We start from the raw sequence: 15428 nt of genomic DNA on the forward strand, positions 1-15428 counted from the left end.
AAAACAGCATAAGAGGTGCGTGCATGAAGATTCTGGTGACCGGGGCCAGTGGTTTCATCGGCGGGCGCTTCGCCCGTTTCGCCCTGGAGCAGGGCCTGGCGGTGCGGGTCAACGGCCGTCGTGCCGACGCGCTCGAGCCACTGGTAAGCCGCGGCGCGGAGTTCATGCCCGGCGACCTCTCCGATCCGGCGCTGGTGCGCCGCCTCTGCGACTCGGTCGATGCCGTGGTGCACTGCGCCGGCGCGGTCGGTGTCTGGGGGCCGCGCGAGCACTTCCAGCAGGCCAACGTCGGCCTGACCGAAAGCGTGGTCGAGGCCTGCTTGAAGCAGAGCGTGCGGCGTCTGGTGCATTTGTCCTCGCCGTCGATCTACTTCGATGGCCAGTCGCACGTCGGCATCCGCGAGGAGCAGGTGCCAAGCCGTTTCGCCAATCACTATGGCGCCACCAAGTACCAATCCGAGCGGGTCGCCCTCGGTGCCGCCGAGTTCGGCCTGGAGGTGCTGGCGTTGCGCCCGCGCTTCGTCACCGGCGCCGGCGACACCAGCATCTTCCCGCGCTTGATCGCGGCCCAGCGCAAGGGCCGCCTGAAGATCATCGGCAAGGGCCTGAACAAGGTCGATTTCACCAGCGTGCAGAACCTCAATGACGCGCTCTTCGCCGCCCTGCTGGCGGGCGGGCCGGCGCTCGGCCAGGCCTACAACATCAGCAATGGCCAACCGCTGCCGCTGTGGGACGTGGTCAACTACGTGCTGCGCCGTCTCGAACTGCCGCCGGTCAGCGAACACATTCCATACGCCCTGGCCTATGGCCTGGCGGCGCTCAACGAAGGCCTCTGTTACCTGCGGCCGGGGCGGCCGGAACCGACCATGACGCGCCTGGGCATGGCGGTCATGGCCAAGGATTTCAGCCTGGATATCAGCCGCGCCCGCCGGCTCCTCGGCTACGAGCCGCAGGCCAGTCTGTGGGATGCGCTGGATGAGTTCTGTGAGTGGTGGCAGCGCAGCGGGCTCTGAGTGCCCGCCGGGCGTCAGCCGCGCAGTGGGCCGGAGTAGTGGCGTTGTCCGCTCGGGTCGGGCATGAAGCTTGGCTCTTGCACCACCCGGGGCGGGTTCACGCCGCTCAGTTGGCTCAGGCGCAGGCCCATGGAGCGTGTCTGTTCGTCGAAGGACGCCGCGCAGGCGCGCAGCATTTTGGCGATGGCGTCGGGCTGCTGGAAGTGAATGTCCAGCGCCTGCTCTTCGCGCAGGCGTCGGCGCAGTTCGCGCATGCAGTCCAGGATGGCCTTGTTGAACTCAATCACTCAACTCCCTCCCCGCGGTGGGCGCCACCATGGCGCCGCTGGCCAGGACAGAGCAAGGCACATGCCATAGTGTCGCAAAGCTACTATCTGCGGGTCGTTTCGGGAACTGCAGGTCCCCTGGCGAGGTCTTTTCTGCCCCGCACGCGCGCTGTCAGCGTGCGTCGTGCCCCCTGATGGCGCGATGCCCTAGGCAGCGGCGCGAACGGATATACTGCGCCCCTGCGCAGGCGCCATGCCGCTACTCCCCCACAGGTTCCCTCCATGCGTAACGATACGTTCGACGAATTCGATGAAGTGCCCAGTCTGACCACCGACGCCGCCGACCGCGACGAGTTCGGTCACCATCCGCGGCGCGTGGTCGAGCCCGATGGCCGCCAACTGGCGCCAGCGGCCAAGTCCGGCGGCGCCAGCACCGGGCCGCTCTGGGCGTTGGTCGCGGCCATGGCCATCGCCCTCGGTGGCGTGGCCTGGTGGAGCCACCAGCAGTTGACGCTGATGGAGCATCAGTTGATCGCCACCCAGGAAAGCTTCGCCAAGATCAGCGAAGAAGCCGCCGGCCGCCTCGATGACATTCGCGGCAAGGTCGTGCAGAGCGAGTCGTCGGTGACCTCTGACCGCGAGCAACTCAAGCTGCAGGTCAAGCAACTGCAGGGCAAGCTCGTCGAGCAGGCGCGCCAGCAACAGGATTCGCTGTCGCAGATCGGCGGTCAGCAGGGCAAGCGCCTGGACCAGCTCAGCGCCGAACTGAAGGCACAGCAGGACAGCGCCGCGCAGTTGATCAGCCAGCTCGACGGCAAACTCAAGTCGCTGGCCGAGGAGCAGGGCAAGGTCAAGGGCCTGCAGAACGACTTGGCCGGCGCCAATGAACAGATCAAGAGCCTCAGCGCGGAAGTGGCGGCGTTGCGCAAGCAGGGCAATCCGAGCGAGGCGATCAAGAGCCTGCAGGATGATCTGCTGGTGCTGCGCAGCGAGGTCGAGGGCAAGCAGGGGCAGGGTGGCACCGCCGAGTTCGACTCGTTCCGCGCCCAGGTGACGCGCAACATCAATGCCCTGCAGGCGCAGGTGCAGAACCTCCAGCAGCAGCTCAACGCGCCGCGCTGACGCCGCGCCACGGTCAAGCAGCCCCCGTGTCTTCGGACCCGGGGGCTTTTTCTTGCCTGGGCGCGGGCCGCGCAACTGAGGTTCCCGCACAAGAAAACCGGGCGCCCCTTGCGGTAGCGCCCGGTCTCGCTGGGGCCTATGCCGTGCTTACAGGCGCGGATAGTCGAGGTAGCCGACCGGACCCTTGCCGTAGAAGGTTTCCGGGTGCGGCTCGTTCAGCGCGGCGTCCTTGGCCAGACGGCTGACCAGGTCGGCGTTGGCGATGTAGGGGATACCGAAGGCCACCGCATCGGCCTTGCCGCTGGCCAGCCACTCGTTGGCGCTGGCCTTGGTGAAGCGTTCGTTGGCGATGTAGGGGCCGCCGAACAGCTCCTTGAGTTTCGGGCCGATGCTGTCCGGGCCTTCCTTCTCGCGGCTGCAGATGAAGGCGATGCCGCGCTTGCCCAGTTCGCGGGCCACGTAGCCGAACGTCGCCAGCGGGTCGGAGTCGCCCATGTCGTGGGCGTCCATGCGCGGCGCCAGGTGTACGCCGACGCGCTGGGCGCCCCACACCGAGATGGCCGCGTCGGTGACTTCCAGCAGCAGGCGCGCGCGGTTTTCGATGGAGCCGCCGTAGCGGTCGTCGCGCTGGTTGGTGCTGTCCTGCAGGAACTGGTCGAGCAGGTAGCCGTTGGCGCCGTGGATTTCCACCCCGTCGAAGCCGGCGGCCTTGGCGTTCTCGGCGCCCTGGCGGTAAGCCTCGACGATATCGGCGATCTCTTCGGTATCCAGCGCGCGCGGGGTGACGAACTCCTTGGTCGGACGCACCAGGCTGACGTGGCCGGCCGGCTTGATGGCGCTGGGCGCCACCGGCAGCTCGCCGTTCAGGTACAGCGGGTCGGAGATGCGGCCGACGTGCCACAGTTGCATGAAGATGCGCCCGCCGTTGGCGTGCACGGCCTTGGTCACGTTGCTCCAGCCGCGGACCTGGTCATCGGACCAGATGCCGGGGGTGTCCGGGTAGCCGACGCCCATCGGGGTGACGGCGGTCGCTTCGCTGAGGATCAGCCCGGCGTCGGCGCGCTGTGCGTAGTATTCGGCCATCAGCGCGTTGGGCACGCGGCCTTCGTCGGCGCGGCAGCGGGTCAGCGGGGCCATGATGATGCGGTTGGGCAGTTGCAGGTCGCCGAGGGTGATCGGATCGAAGAGCGTGGTCATGTCGCGGTGCTCCGTCAGGGGGTTAGTCGAGTGCGGGTTGGGGTTGGTTGCCTTGGCCGCTGAAGCCGAACATCACGGCGATCAGTGCGAGCAGGGCGAGTACGGCGGCGGCCAGGGGCACGCGGGTCAAGCCCAGGCCGTGGTCGATGACGCTGCCGCCGATCCAGGCGCCAAGGGCGTTGCCGACGTTGAAGGCGCCGATATTCAGGGTGGCCACCAGGTTGGGTGCGGCCTGGCCGACGCGCACCACGTTGACCTGCAGGGCCGGGACGGCGGCGAAGGCGGCCGCGGCCCAGAGGAACAGGGTGATTTCCGCCGGGATCAGCGCCTGGCTGGTCCAGCTCAGCGCCGCCGACACCAGCGCCATGGCGGCGAACACGCCGGCCAGGGTGGTTCCCAGACGCCAGTCGGCCAGGCGGCCGCCGAGTATGTTGCCGACGGTCAGGCCGACGCCGATCAGTACCAGGGTCCAGGTCACGCCGCGTGGCGACACCCGGGTGACTTCGCCGAGCAGCGGCGCGACATAGGTGAACAGCGCGAAGACCGCGGCGGAGAACAGCACCGTGGTGGCCAGTGCCAGCCACAGCGGCCCGCTGCGCAGGGCGGCCGCTTCCTGGCGCAGGTCCAGCGCTTCTTCGTCGTGCCCGCTGGGCAGGATGCGCCACAGGCCGATCAGCGCGAGCACACCGATGGCGGTCACTACCCAGAAGGTCGAGCGCCAGCCGCTAGCCTGGCCGAGCGCGGTGCCCAGCGGTACACCGAGGACATTGGCCAGGGTCAGCCCGGTGAACATCAGGGCGACCGCCGAGGCCTTGCGGTTCGCCGGCACCAGGCTGGCGGCGACCACCGAGCCGATGCCGAAGAAGGCGCCATGGCAGAGTGCGGTGACGATCCGGGCGACCATCAGCAGCCCGTAGTTGGCCGCTACCGCACAGAGGAAGTTACCGAGGATGAAGATGCCCATCAGCATCAGCAGGGCGCGCTTGCGCGGTAGCCGCGCGGTGAGCAGGGCCATGATCGGCGCGCCGATGGCCACGCCGAAGGCGTAGCCGCTGACCAGCCAGCCGGCCGTGGGAATGGACACGCCGAGGTCACCGGCGACGTCCGGCAGCAGGCCCATGATGACGAATTCCGTGGTGCCGATGGCAAACGCGGACAAAGCGAGGACGAGAAGCGAAGTGGGCATGCGCCTGCTCCTGGTTGATCGATGGGTGTTTCAGGCAGGTGTTTGCGCTACAGCGCTTCGCTCAACTGGCGAATGAAAGCCTGGATGGTTTCTTCGTTGCGTTTGAAGAAATGCCACTGGCCGATTTTTCGACTGGTCACCAGGCCGGCGCGCTGGAGGGTGGCCAGATGCGCCGAGACGGTGGATTGCGAGAGCCCGGTGCGCTGGTCGAACTTGCCGGCGCAGACCCCGATCTCGAAGGGGTGGTCCTGCTCGATGAAATAACGCTCCGGGTCCTTCAGCCAGTGCAGCATGTCGCGCCGCACGGGGTGGGCCAGGGCCTTGAAGATTTCATCGATGTCCGGGGTTTCGCTCATGGCTGCCTTGGCTGTATCGCTTGGGAACGAACTATATATCGGTGATCGACGATATGAATTCGTTTGAGCCGATAGTGATGATCGACCGCCTTGATAATAGGCCGTTACACCGGGCGACGGGGTTCCGCGCTAAGCTTGAGCCATGAACTACCTCGCTCACCTCCACTTGGGCGGCTCGCGCCCCGCGCAACTGCTCGGCAGCCTCTACGGTGATTTCGTCAAGGGACCGTTGGACGGCCGTTGGCCGGCGGACATCGAGGCCGCCATCCGCCTGCATCGACGCATCGACGCTTTCACCGACACGCACCCGCTGATCCATGCCGCCAAGGCGCGCTTTCCCAGCGAGCGGCGGCGCCTGGCCGGGGTGCTCCTGGACGTGTTCTTCGATCACTGCCTGGCGCGCGACTGGGCGACGTTCTCCAACGAGCCGCTGAGCGATTTCACCCGCCACGTCTATGGTGTCCTCGGCACCACGCCCGAACTGCCCGAGCGCCTGGCGCGCATTGCCCCGCGCATGGCCGCGCAGGACTGGCTGGGCAGTTACCGCGAGTTCGAGGTGCTGCACGATGTCCTCGCCGGGATGTCCCGGCGTCTGTCGCGGCCGGCGCTGCTGGACGGCGCCTGGGCCGAGCTGGAGCGTCTGTACGTGCCGCTGAGCGACGATTTCCTGCGCTTCTACCCGGAGCTGCTGGCGCACGTGCGGACGCAGCGCGAAGGGCTCGGCGATCGCCCCTGACTTGATATGTATCAAGCGTCCCGCGGCGTCGGCGGGATGCAATAACAGCCACTACGGAAAGCGGAGGTTGAGCATGTTGAAATCCCTGATGATCGCCACGGACCTGTCCGAGCGCTCGGAAAAGGCCCTGCAGCGCGCCGCTGCCCTGGCCAAGCGTTTCGATTGCCCGTGGAGCGTGCTCTATGTGGTCGATGACGAGCAGCCGGCGGCGCTGGTCGAGCAGGAGCAGATCCAGGTGAAGTTGCTGCTGGAGGCGCGCCTGGTTGAGCTGGCCACGGCCGGCGGCAGCGCGCCGGCGATCCGCGTCGAGAAGGGCGACCCGGACCAGAAGATCGTCGCCTGCGCCCTGCAGGACGAAGCCGACCTGCTGGTGGTGGGGGCGCATCGCAAGAGCGTGCTGCGCGACATCTTCGTCGGCACCACCGTCGAGCGCGTGGTGCGCGCCGGCGAATTGCCGGTGCTGATGGTCAACCAGCCGGTCGGCGGCGAATACCGCGACCTGTTGCTGGCGCTGGATATCTCGCCGGCCTCGGCCCATGCGGTGCGCATCGCCGAGCAACTGGGCCTGCTGGGCGGCGCGGTGTGCCGCGGCATCTACGCGTTCAGCCCGTTGGCCAAGGGCATGATGCAGTACTCGGGGATCAGCGAAGAGCGCATCGATGAGTTCGTCGGCAGCGAAACCCGCCAGGCGGTGGATGAACTCAAGGCATTCCTGCGCGACCAGCAACTGGAGCCGCTGATCGATGAGCAACTGGTCGCCGTGGGGCTGCCGGGCAATGTGCTGGAACGCATGGTCGCCAAGCACCGGCCGGACCTGCTGGTGATGGGCACCCGCGGCATGGGTGGGATCAAGCGGGCGCTGATCGGCAGTGTGGCCGACTACGCACTGCGCGAGCTGGATTGCGACATCCTGGTCGTACCGCCGAAAGCCGACGAATAAACCCGCGCTGCGGCGGCTCGCTCGAACTGCGGAAATGACAGCGCCCCGGCGATGGGGCGCGAAGCTGCCCGCCGCGGTCGGCGGCGGGTTCGACGGTGTCTCAGGCGGCGAGGTCCTGGCGGGCTTTGCCGAACAGCGCGACCTCGATCGCGCTGCGCGCCTGCTGGGCCAGCAGCGAGCGATCGCCGGCGCCGCTGGACAGCGCTGGCAGCAGATGGATTTCCACCGTTCCCCGGTCCTGGCGGAACAGTCGCAGCAGATGGCTGAGCAGATCGTCGTCGCCGATGAAAGGCGCGATATCGTCGCTTTCACCGTTGCGCAGGTAGCGTAGCGCCACTGGTTGCAGCGGTACGCCGGCCTCGATGGCGCCGGCCAGCAGGCGCCCGTGGAAGGTGCGCAGGCCGCGGCCGTCGGTGGTGGTGCCTTCCGGGAAGATCAGCGCCGAGCGGCCGCGCCGGAGGGTGCCGGCGAGCTGCTGGGCGAGATTGCGGCTGTCGCCCGAGCCACGGTGGATGAACAGGGTTCCGGCTTTTTCCGCCAGCCAGCCGGCCAACGGCCACTGACGCACCTCGGCCTTGGACAGGAAGGTCATCGGCTGCAGGGCGCCGAGCAACGGGATATCCACCCAGGACACATGGTTGCTGACCCAGAGCACGGTCTGTCGCGGCAGCTCGCCGTGCACCCGCACCTGGAACGGCAGGGCCTGGCTCAGGCGTGCCAACCACCAGCGCGTCAGGCGCTGGCGCAGGGCGTCGCAGTCGCGCCCGGGCAGGCGTTCGAGCAGGCTGACCCAGGCCGCCAGCAGCAGGCCCAGGCCGAGCACCAGCAGCAGGCGGGCGATGCGCAGGCCGGCACGGATCATACGGCGGCCTTGAAATGCCGGGCGTAGCGCGGGCACAGCTCGTCACGCTTGAGCAGGATGAACACGTCGGCGACCTGGAAGTCCGGGTCCCAGCAGGGTTCGCCACAGATTTTCGCGCCCAGGCGCATGTAGGCCTTGAGCAGCGGCGGCAGCTCGGCGATGAGGTTGTCCGGCACCTCGCGCGGCGGCAGCGGGGTTTTCGGCTCGGCGCGCAGGTTCTGGTTGCACAGGTAGCGTTCGCGCAGGCGCTGCATCACCGCTTGGGCCTGGAGGCCGCCGTCGCGCATGGGGATGCTGGCGCAGCCCATCAGGTAGCGGTAGCCGCCTTCGTTGAGCACTTCCGCCAGTTCGCCCCAGAGCACGGCGATGGTGGCGCCGTTGCGGTAGGCCGGGTCGACGCAGGTGCGGCCGATTTCCAGCACCGGGCCCTCGAGATTCTGCAGGCCGTCGAGGCTGAACTCCTCTTCGCTGTAGTAGCGTCCGAGGCGTTCGGCGGCGCGATGGTCGAGCAGGCGGGTGGTGGCCACCAGCGCACCGCTGTTGAGGTCGCGCACGCCGATGTGCAGGCAGTGATGGTCGTAGTCGTCCATGTCCAGACCCAGTTCGGCGCCGTTGAGCCGGGCTTCGAATTCAGTGCTGAACACGCGGAAACGCAGGGCCTGGGCTTCGCGCAGGGCGCGGGGGCCGCGCAGGCGCACGGCCTTGAGGCGGCGTTCGCTCGGGGTGTCGCTGGAGAGGGCGATCTGACTCATGCGGGCCTCCGTGAGCGGCCATGCGGGTTGCGGCCGGTCGGCTTTGTTGGGCAAGCTCAGGCTAGGAAGACGCGGTGTCACGCCCGTGACGCTGGCGTGATGCTTGTATGACAACGAGCCCCCTGGAAGAGGATCGCCCGATGCCCTGGAACCGCCTGCTCGGCCCACTCGACCGGCTGCCCGCCGGCCAGCCCCTGGAAGACTGGTACGCCGAATTGCTCGGCGTCGGCCATGGCGCCGGCAGCCTGGAGCTGGCGGTGCTTGCCGGGCGCCTGGCGGCGACTCCGGGGCTGGCCTTCCTCGGCGGTTACCAGGCGGCCTTGCGGGCGCTCTGGCCGGCCGCTCCGGCGAGCCTCGGCGCCTTCTGCGTCAGCGAAGGCAAGAGCCTGCGTCCGGCGGACCTGCAAACCCGCCTGGTTGGCCTGAGCCTCTATGGCAGCAAGAGTTTCGCCACCGCCGCCGGCAGTGCCGCCTGGTGGCTGGTGGCGGCGCGCGAGGAAGCTTCTGGCGAGGCGCCGCGCCTGGCCATGACCGTGGTTCTCGCCGGCGCCCCCGGCGTGCGCCTGGAGCCCATGGCGCCGATGCCGTTGATTCCCGACATCCCGCATGCGCGTCTGTTGCTCGACGGCGCCCATTGCGAACGCTTGCCCGGCGATGGCTGGGATGCCTACAGCAAGCCCTTCCGCACCCTCGAAGACTTGCACGTGATGGCCGCGCTGAGCGCCTGGTTGTATAGCCTGGCGCTGGAGTGCCACTGGCCGCGGGAGCTGCTGCTGCGCCTGGCGGGATTGCTCGGCGGCTGTGCGGAAGTCAGTCGACAGTCGGCCGTGGCCGCCGAAACGCACCTGCTGCTGGCCGGTCTGTTCGCCCAGTTCGAGGCGCTCGGTCCGGCGCTCGACGCGGCCTTCACCGGCGGTCCGGCGCACTGGGCGCAACATTGGCAACGCGACCGCACGGTGCTGGCCCTGGGCGGCAGCGCGCGCGCCAAGCGCCTGGAGAAGGCCCTGGCCGCGCTACGCCTTGATCCACGTCAGTGAGGGCCACAGGCGCTGCCGATTACCCTGCGCGACATTCCGCCGCCCGCCGGCATGCCTTGCAGGAATACCCCTCGATGCGTCGCGAACCCATAGTGCTGTTCGACAACGGCACCCACCAATGCCTGTGCTTCGATAACCTCGTCACGGGCGAGGGGGTGCAGTCCAATCAGTTCCTCATCGTCGATCACGGCCAGTACCTGCTGATCGATCCGGGCGGCGACCTGACCTACACGCCGCTGTCGCTGGAACTGTCCAAGCTGTTCCCGTTGCAGGAACTGGACTACATCTTCGCCTCGCACCAGGACCCGGACATCATCGCCGCGCTGGACAAATGGCTGCTGCACACCCGCGCCAGGGTCATCTGCTCCAAGCTCTGGGCGCGCTTCCTGCCGCACCTGACGGCCAACTACCTGGCGGTCAGCCACGGCATTTCCACCTATGACCGCGTCATCCCGCTGCCGGACCGTGGCCAGTCGGTCGCCCTCGGCCGCTGCCAGTTGAAGATGCTGCCGGCGCATTTCCTGCACTCGGTGGGCAACTTCCAGCTCTACGACCCGGTGAGCAAGATCCTCTTCTCCGGCGACATGGGCGCCTCCCTGGTGGATGACGCCAGCCCGGTGCAGGACTTCGCCGCGCACATGCCGCACATGGCCGCTTTCCACCGGCGCTACATGGCGAGCAACAAGGTCGGCCGGCTGTGGGCGGCGATGGTCCGTGACCTCGACGTGCAGATGATGGTCCCGCAACACGGTCGTCCCTTCGTCGGCAAGGCAATGATCGACCAGTTCCTCGACTGGATCGAAGGCCTCGAATGCGGCATGGACCTGCTCGGTCCCGAGGACTATCGCGTACCGCGCTGAGGCAGCGTGAGCGGCGCTTAATTCGGTCATCGGCGGCGTGCTAGGGTGGCGTCCGAAGCCCGGCACAAGAGGCCACCGATGTCCCTCCCGTTGTTGCCTATGTTCCTGCGCGGCGCCGTACTCGGCGCCTGCCTGTTCTGCCTTTCCGCGGCGGCCGCGGAGGTCTGGCCGGAAGCCGACTGGACGCCTGCCAGCGTACCTGCCGGGCCGTCGCTGGCCGCCTTCGAGGCCTATGCCTTCGCGCCGCGCGACGACCTCACCCGCGAGGGCGTGCGCAGCGATGCCGTGGTGGTGATCCGCGACGGCCGGCTGATCTATGAGCGCTACGCCGGCCCGACCCAGGTCGACACCCCGCACCTGGCCTGGTCGGTGAGCAAGAGCATCATGGCCTGCGTGCTCGGCGTGGCCTTCAGCGAGGGGCGTTTTCAGCTCGACGACCCGGTGCAGCAGCACTATCCCGCCTTCGCCGCGCACCCGGACATCCGCATACGCCACCTGCTCAACTGGAGTTCCGGCCTGGCCTGGCAGGAGGACTACGAGTACGCGCCGCTGAAGTCCTCGGTGGTCGCCATGCTCTACACCCGTGGGCGTGCGGACATGGCCGCCTTCGTCGCCGGCTTCGCGGCGGACGCCGCGCCGGGCACGCGCTTCCGCTACTCCAGCGGCGACAGCAATGTGCTCGCCGCCAGCCTCAAACAGATGGTCGGGCCGGCCTATGCGGACTACCCCTGGACGGCGCTGTTCGAGCCGCTGGGCATCCGCTCGGCGGTGTGGGAGCGCGATGCCAGCGGCACCTTCGTCGGTTCCTCGTATGCCTACATGAGCGCGCGCGACCTGGCGCGCATCGGTTTGCTGATGCAGCGGGGCGGACGTTGGAAGGAACGCCAGTTGCTGGCGCCGGCCTGGCTGGGTTTCGTCCTCGCACCCTATGCCGGCTACCACCCGGAGCCGGGCCAGGAAGACGAGGCGGCGCCCGCTGGCCAGTGGTGGCTCAACCGCCTTCCCGGCAGCTCCGCGCGGCCTTGGCCGAGCGCACCGTCCAGCACCTTCGCCGCGCTCGGTCACTGGGGGCAGGCACTCTATGTTTTGCCCGAGCAGAAACTGGTGATCGTCCGCTATGCCGACGACCGCGACGGCAGCTACCGCCACGACGAATTTCTCAAGCGCGCTATCGCCGCCTTCGCCAGTCCGGAGGGCCAGCCATGATTCGCCGCCATCCGCTGCGCGTCGGGCTTTTTCTGCTGGTCTCGGCCTTGCTCGCCTGGTCCTGGCAGAACCGTGTGCACCTGGCCGCCTTCCCGCCGATCATCGGTGCCTACACGGCCAAGGAATACTGTTCGTGCCGCTATGTCATGGGCAATTCCGCCAGCTACTGCCAGGGCTATGCCAAGCAGTACGTACCGACCAGCGACTTCCGTGACGATGAGGTACACAAGCGCGTGACCGCCCGTGGCCTCGGCAGTACCCAGAGCGCCGCCTGGTTGGGCGCGCGCGAGGGCTGTCGGTTGTTGCCCGAGGCCGACCGCCAGCCCTGATCGACTGGCGACCGCGAAGGGCGTGCCAGGACGTGGCCGCGTCTTTCCTCGTCGCTGCCCTGCGAGGCGCTTTGCGCCAGGCAGCGAATGCCGGCCGGCTGGCCCGAGCGCGCGTACTCCGGGCGGCGCCTTGGGTTCCGGCAGGGTTTGCCTGCTTTTGGTGCGCCGGCTAATGTGGCTCCCATGCAGCAAGGAGCCTTCATGTTCAGAACCGTCTGCCTTGGCTGGGGCTGGCTCATGGCCGGGGTGCTTCGCGCGGCCTGGCGCCGCGACCTCGCATCATCGCGATCGGCCCTCGGCGGCAGCCGGGATAGCGATGTCGCCTGTCTCGCCGCGCCATGAGAGGGCCGGTCTTCCCCTGGCGTGGCGGCAATCGTTTTGCCTTGCTCTGTGACGGCGAGAATTTCTTCCCGCGCATGCTCGCGGCCATTGCCGATGCCCAGCGCAGCGTCGAGCTGGAACTCTATCTGGTAGAGGGCGGAACCTGCTCCGAGGCACTGCTGGAAGCTCTGCTGAGCGCGCGCGCCCGCGGAGTCACGGTGCGCTGTCTGTTCGACGGCTTCGGCAGCCTGCGCCTGGGCAGCGCCTGGAGCCGCCGCCTGCGCGATGCCGGCGGCGAGCTGCGGTTGTACAACCCGCTGCACTGGAAGGCTGGCTGGCGCAACCTGTTCCGCGACCATCGCAAGCTGCTGCTGGTGGACCAACGCCTGGGCTTTGTCGGCGGTACCGGCGCCACCGATGAGTTCTGGTCGGTGCCGGATAACCGCAGTGCCTGGCACGAAGTCATGGTGGAAATTCAGGGGCCGGTGCTCGCCGACTGGCTGGCGCTGTTCGAGCGTCAATGGCAGGCCTGCCTCCAGGCCCGCGCCTGGCGCCCGCGTGAGGCGGTGCTTCCCGGTCGTCTGCCGGTGCAACCCGCTGGCGCCCATGGCCATGGCCGGGTGACCTATGCCGACGCCCGCCAGCACCGCGACATCCTGCGCTCGCTGGTGCGCAGCCTGAACGGCGCGCGGCAGCGCATCTGGCTGGCCACGCCTTACTTCCTGCCGACCTGGAAAGTTCGCCGGGCGCTGCGCAAGGCCGCGCGGCGTGGCGTCGAGGTGCGCCTGCTGCTGACCAGCCGGCTCACCGATCATGCGCCCGTGCGCTATGCTGGCCAGCGTTATTACCCGCGCTTGCTGCGCGCGGGGGTGCGGATTTTCGAGTATCAGCCACGCTTCTTGCATATGAAGGTGGCGTTGGTCGACGACTGGGTCAGTGTCGGTTCCTGCAACTTCGATCATTGGAACCTTCGCTTCAATCTGGAGGCCAACATCGAGGTACTGGACGTGGATTTCACCGCCGACGTGGTGGACTGCCTGATCGCCGATTTCGCCCAGAGCCTTGAAATCGATCTCACCCGTTGGCAGGCGCGTTCCTGGTGGATGCGTCTGCACCAGCGCGTGTGGGGATGGCTGGACCGGCTGGTGGTGAATCTGCTCGATCGCCGCCGCTGAGCCGGGATGGCCGGATAGCGCATCGCTGAATGCGCACGAATAACAGGAGAGGGGCGTGAACAAACCCCGCAAAGAAAGGTTCATCGGGCTGGAGTGGCTGAGATTCCTGCTGGGACTCTACGTCGTGGTCTACCACACGTTGCATGCCTACCCGACGGAGCAGAAGTTCGCCGGCCTGGATGAGTTGACCAGCCTGGGCTTCTTTGCCACCAGCACCTTTTTCGTGCTCTCCGGCTTCCTTCTGGCGCATGTCTACATCCGCGACGGCAAGCTGCGTGAAAGCCCGCGCAGCTTTCTCACCAAGCGCTTTTCCAACCTCTACCCGATTCACCTCTTCTCGATCCTCCTGACCATTCTCGTGCTCTTTCTGATCAGCCACCTCGGCATAGGCCCGGACCTCGATCAGGCCACCCCGCGCTTCGTCATGTACGACACCCACGACCCCATCGGGCGGGTCCATCCGGAGCTGTTCCGCCACTGGATGAGCGACCACGAGCTGCTGCTCAACAGCATTCTCCAACTGACCATGCTGCAGGCGTGGAATCCCTACTACCTGACCTTCAACGCACCGCTCTGGTCGTTGTCCACGCTGTTCTTCTTCTACCTCTGCTTCCCGTTCGTGGCGCCCTGGCTGATGCGGGTCCGGCACAAATGGGCGGGCCTGCTGCTGGTCTGCCTGCTGTATCTGGTGCCGTCCGTGGTGCTGGTGCTCAGCCAGCGTTTCGGCATGCCCTGGACCGGTCTGATCCACCGCAATCCGCTGCTGCGCCTGCCGGAGTTCCTCGGCGGTATCCTCGCCTACGGACTGTTCCGCGAGCAGAAGGATCGCGGCCAGCTACCGGCAGCCGGCACGGTGGGCCTGTTGGCCGCCTGCATCGCAGGCAGCTTCCTGATCGCCGACTATCTCTATACGCGAGGCGGCGACCACTGGTACTTCCTGCTGCACAACGGCCTGTTGCTGCCGGCGCAACTGGTGCTGGTCTACCTCTGTGCCATGCCGCGCGATCCGAAGCTGCAACTGGTGCGCGATTGGTCACCGCGCCTGGGCGCTGCCTCGCTGTCGTTGTTCGCCCTGCATGTGCCGTTGTTCACCCTGTTCTCGCGTGGCGAGAAGTTGATCCGCGCGCCTGGCGAGTGCCTGGCCGACTGGGCCTTCTGTGTCGAGTCAGCGACTCAGCAACAGCTGTCGTTGTGGCTGTACCCACTGTTCCTGTTGTTCATGGTGGTCAGTTGCGTGCTGTTCCAGGAGCGCCTGGTGGCGCCGGTGCGCAAATGGCTGGTGAGCCACCTGTTACCGCCGCCATTCGAAGCACACCCGGCGCCCCAGTCGTGAGTCCCGCGCCTGCGGCCACCCGGACTTTCGGCGGGTGGCAGTGTCGGGGTGGCTGGTTATGCTCGCCGGCATAACCACAAGACAGGGGTGTGCGCATGTTCCGTCGGGTCCTGAGCGTCCTGCTGTTATCGCTGTTGAGCGCTTGCAGCACGCCTGGCGCGTTCTTCGGGGCCGTCGATGGCGACCCGTTCACGCCCTTGCGGGCCACCGATGCGCGCCATGCCCTGGTCTACCTGTACCGCCCGCAGAACCAGTGGGCCGACGAGGAACTGGAGGCCCCCGGACTGTTCCTTGGCGGCACGCTGATCGGCAGCCTGCCGAGCAATGGCTACCTGGTCCTGGAGTTCGAGCCGGGTCGTTTCAAGCTGGAAATGCGCCGGCCGTTGCTGGGCGGTTTCTGGACCCTGCTCGCCGGCGGCCCGCTGGATTTCAACCGAATCGCCAGCTTCGAGTTCGAGACCCGGCCGGGCCATGTCTACTACCTGCGCTATGACGAAAGCCGCCTGCCGCCCAAACACGCGCAGGTTCCCGGCGCCGGCGACGGGCCGCTGCAACTGGTCAACGCCACGCTGGGCCAGGAAGAGATCGTCCATACCCGTCAGGTCCAGGCGCCGCGTCGTTTCACCGCCAGCGGCCACGAAGTGCGCGCGGAACGCCACTTCTGGCAGGCCATCGGCCAGGCGCTGGGCCAGGTCGGCATCTGAGCCTCTGTAGTAGCGGTCTATTACCCGAGCGGC

The 15428-nt window shown here is 67.5% G+C and carries 17 protein-coding genes; 11 read left to right on the top strand and 6 right to left on the bottom strand.

Annotated features, from left to right (window positions below; all coding sequences use genetic code 11):
- The first annotated feature begins 23 nt into the window (after positions 1-23).
- A complete protein-coding gene (locus BLQ74_RS24860) occupies positions 24-1013 on the top strand; it encodes an NAD-dependent epimerase/dehydratase family protein (RefSeq protein ID WP_090267897.1) in 990 nt (329 codons plus the stop codon).
- A 14-nt stretch (positions 1014-1027) separates the two neighbouring features.
- Here BLQ74_RS24860 and BLQ74_RS24865 read toward each other — a convergent pair whose 3' ends face one another.
- Positions 1028-1297, bottom strand: coding sequence for a hypothetical protein (locus tag BLQ74_RS24865; protein ID WP_244507262.1), 270 nt, complete (start codon positions 1295-1297; stop codon positions 1028-1030).
- Between the two features lie 264 nt (positions 1298-1561).
- Between BLQ74_RS24865 and BLQ74_RS24870 the strand changes: the two genes are divergently transcribed.
- The gene (locus tag BLQ74_RS24870) at positions 1562-2401 is read left to right on the top strand and encodes an ATPase (protein ID WP_090267900.1); all 840 of its coding nucleotides are present in this window, start codon (positions 1562-1564) and stop codon (positions 2399-2401) included.
- Positions 2402-2548: 147 nt separating this feature from the next.
- Here BLQ74_RS24870 and BLQ74_RS24875 read toward each other — a convergent pair whose 3' ends face one another.
- The 3 genes from BLQ74_RS24875 to BLQ74_RS24885 are packed head-to-tail and all read right to left on the bottom strand — an operon-like array spanning position 2549 to position 5140.
- Positions 2549-3598, bottom strand: a complete 1050-nt coding sequence (locus BLQ74_RS24875; protein WP_090267902.1) for an alkene reductase — start codon at positions 3596-3598, stop codon at positions 2549-2551.
- 22 nt (positions 3599-3620) lie between these two features.
- On the bottom strand, positions 3621-4784 hold the full coding sequence (locus BLQ74_RS24880; RefSeq protein ID WP_090267904.1) for an MFS transporter: 1164 nt from the start codon (positions 4782-4784) through the stop codon (positions 3621-3623).
- Positions 4785-4831: 47 nt separating this feature from the next.
- Positions 4832-5140 carry an ArsR/SmtB family transcription factor gene (locus BLQ74_RS24885; RefSeq protein WP_090267905.1) on the bottom strand — a complete coding sequence of 103 codons (309 nt, stop codon included), beginning with the start codon at positions 5138-5140 and terminating at the stop codon, positions 4832-4834.
- 142 nt (positions 5141-5282) lie between these two features.
- Here BLQ74_RS24885 and BLQ74_RS24890 point away from each other — a divergent pair, with 142 nt between their 5' ends.
- A complete protein-coding gene (locus BLQ74_RS24890) occupies positions 5283-5876 on the top strand; it encodes an acyl carrier protein phosphodiesterase (protein ID WP_090267907.1) in 594 nt (197 codons plus the stop codon).
- Between the two features lie 73 nt (positions 5877-5949).
- On the top strand, positions 5950-6816 hold the full coding sequence (locus BLQ74_RS24895; protein ID WP_244507261.1) for a universal stress protein: 867 nt from the start codon (positions 5950-5952) through the stop codon (positions 6814-6816).
- A gap of 100 nt (positions 6817-6916) precedes the next feature.
- Here the strand turns inward: BLQ74_RS24895 and BLQ74_RS24900 are convergent, their stop codons facing one another.
- Positions 6917-7678, bottom strand: a complete 762-nt coding sequence (locus BLQ74_RS24900; protein ID WP_090267909.1) for a lysophospholipid acyltransferase family protein — start codon at positions 7676-7678, stop codon at positions 6917-6919.
- On the bottom strand, positions 7675-8430 hold the full coding sequence (gene olsB / locus BLQ74_RS24905; RefSeq protein ID WP_090267910.1) for an L-ornithine N(alpha)-acyltransferase: 756 nt from the start codon (positions 8428-8430) through the stop codon (positions 7675-7677). Before olsB ends, BLQ74_RS24900 begins: the two co-directional genes overlap by 4 nt.
- A gap of 140 nt (positions 8431-8570) precedes the next feature.
- Between olsB and BLQ74_RS24910 the strand changes: the two genes are divergently transcribed.
- The 7 genes from BLQ74_RS24910 (at position 8571) to BLQ74_RS24940 (ending at position 15395) form a co-directional block, all read left to right on the top strand.
- The gene (locus BLQ74_RS24910; RefSeq protein ID WP_090267912.1) at positions 8571-9467 is read left to right on the top strand and encodes an acyl-CoA dehydrogenase middle domain-containing protein; all 897 of its coding nucleotides are present in this window, start codon (positions 8571-8573) and stop codon (positions 9465-9467) included.
- Positions 9468-9541: 74 nt separating this feature from the next.
- Entirely contained in the window at positions 9542-10327 is a 786-nt protein-coding gene (locus tag BLQ74_RS24915) for an oxygen-binding di-iron domain-containing protein (RefSeq protein ID WP_090267914.1), read from the top strand.
- A gap of 99 nt (positions 10328-10426) precedes the next feature.
- The gene (locus tag BLQ74_RS24920; protein WP_425287515.1) at positions 10427-11533 is read left to right on the top strand and encodes a serine hydrolase domain-containing protein; all 1107 of its coding nucleotides are present in this window, start codon (positions 10427-10429) and stop codon (positions 11531-11533) included.
- Positions 11530-11862 carry an amidase gene (locus BLQ74_RS24925; protein WP_090267917.1) on the top strand — a complete coding sequence of 111 codons (333 nt, stop codon included), beginning with the start codon at positions 11530-11532 and terminating at the stop codon, positions 11860-11862. Before BLQ74_RS24920 ends, BLQ74_RS24925 begins: the two co-directional genes overlap by 4 nt.
- Before the next feature lie 338 nt (positions 11863-12200).
- Complete coding sequence (locus tag BLQ74_RS24930; RefSeq protein ID WP_090267919.1) at positions 12201-13358, top strand: phospholipase D-like domain-containing protein; 1158 nt, start codon at positions 12201-12203, stop codon at positions 13356-13358.
- A gap of 55 nt (positions 13359-13413) precedes the next feature.
- Positions 13414-14691 carry an acyltransferase family protein gene (locus BLQ74_RS24935; protein WP_090267921.1) on the top strand — a complete coding sequence of 426 codons (1278 nt, stop codon included), beginning with the start codon at positions 13414-13416 and terminating at the stop codon, positions 14689-14691.
- A 95-nt stretch (positions 14692-14786) separates the two neighbouring features.
- On the top strand, positions 14787-15395 hold the full coding sequence (locus BLQ74_RS24940) for a DUF2846 domain-containing protein (RefSeq protein ID WP_090267922.1): 609 nt from the start codon (positions 14787-14789) through the stop codon (positions 15393-15395).
- Positions 15396-15428: the final 33 nt, after the last annotated feature.

This window comes from Pseudomonas panipatensis, from assembly GCF_900099785.1.
Classification (GTDB): Bacteria; Pseudomonadota; Gammaproteobacteria; order Pseudomonadales; family Pseudomonadaceae; genus Pseudomonas; species Pseudomonas panipatensis.

Bases quoted from the DNA above. Each gene is read 5' to 3' on its own strand.
- BLQ74_RS24940 (WP_090267922.1), top strand. From the start codon at position 14,787: ATGTTCCGTCGGGTCCTGAGCGTCCTGCTGTTATCGCTGTTGAGCGCT.
- BLQ74_RS24915 (WP_090267914.1), top strand. From the start codon at position 9,542: ATGCGTCGCGAACCCATAGTGCTGTTCGACAACGGCACCCACCAATGC.
- BLQ74_RS24925 (WP_090267917.1), top strand. From the start codon at position 11,530: ATGATTCGCCGCCATCCGCTGCGCGTCGGGCTTTTTCTGCTGGTCTCG.
- BLQ74_RS24885 (WP_090267905.1), bottom strand. From the start codon at position 5,140: ATGAGCGAAACCCCGGACATCGATGAAATCTTCAAGGCCCTGGCCCAC.
- BLQ74_RS24930 (WP_090267919.1), top strand. From the start codon at position 12,201: ATGAGAGGGCCGGTCTTCCCCTGGCGTGGCGGCAATCGTTTTGCCTTG.
- BLQ74_RS24890 (WP_090267907.1), top strand. From the start codon at position 5,283: ATGAACTACCTCGCTCACCTCCACTTGGGCGGCTCGCGCCCCGCGCAA.
- BLQ74_RS24900 (WP_090267909.1), bottom strand. From the start codon at position 7,678: ATGATCCGTGCCGGCCTGCGCATCGCCCGCCTGCTGCTGGTGCTCGGC.
- olsB (WP_090267910.1), bottom strand. From the start codon at position 8,430: ATGAGTCAGATCGCCCTCTCCAGCGACACCCCGAGCGAACGCCGCCTC.
- BLQ74_RS24870 (WP_090267900.1), top strand. From the start codon at position 1,562: ATGCGTAACGATACGTTCGACGAATTCGATGAAGTGCCCAGTCTGACC.
- BLQ74_RS24910 (WP_090267912.1), top strand. From the start codon at position 8,571: ATGCCCTGGAACCGCCTGCTCGGCCCACTCGACCGGCTGCCCGCCGGC.
- BLQ74_RS24895 (WP_244507261.1), top strand. From the start codon at position 5,950: ATGTTGAAATCCCTGATGATCGCCACGGACCTGTCCGAGCGCTCGGAA.
- BLQ74_RS24875 (WP_090267902.1), bottom strand. From the start codon at position 3,598: ATGACCACGCTCTTCGATCCGATCACCCTCGGCGACCTGCAACTGCCC.
- BLQ74_RS24920 (WP_425287515.1), top strand. From the start codon at position 10,427: ATGTTCCTGCGCGGCGCCGTACTCGGCGCCTGCCTGTTCTGCCTTTCC.
- BLQ74_RS24880 (WP_090267904.1), bottom strand. From the start codon at position 4,784: ATGCCCACTTCGCTTCTCGTCCTCGCTTTGTCCGCGTTTGCCATCGGC.
- BLQ74_RS24860 (WP_090267897.1), top strand. From the start codon at position 24: ATGAAGATTCTGGTGACCGGGGCCAGTGGTTTCATCGGCGGGCGCTTC.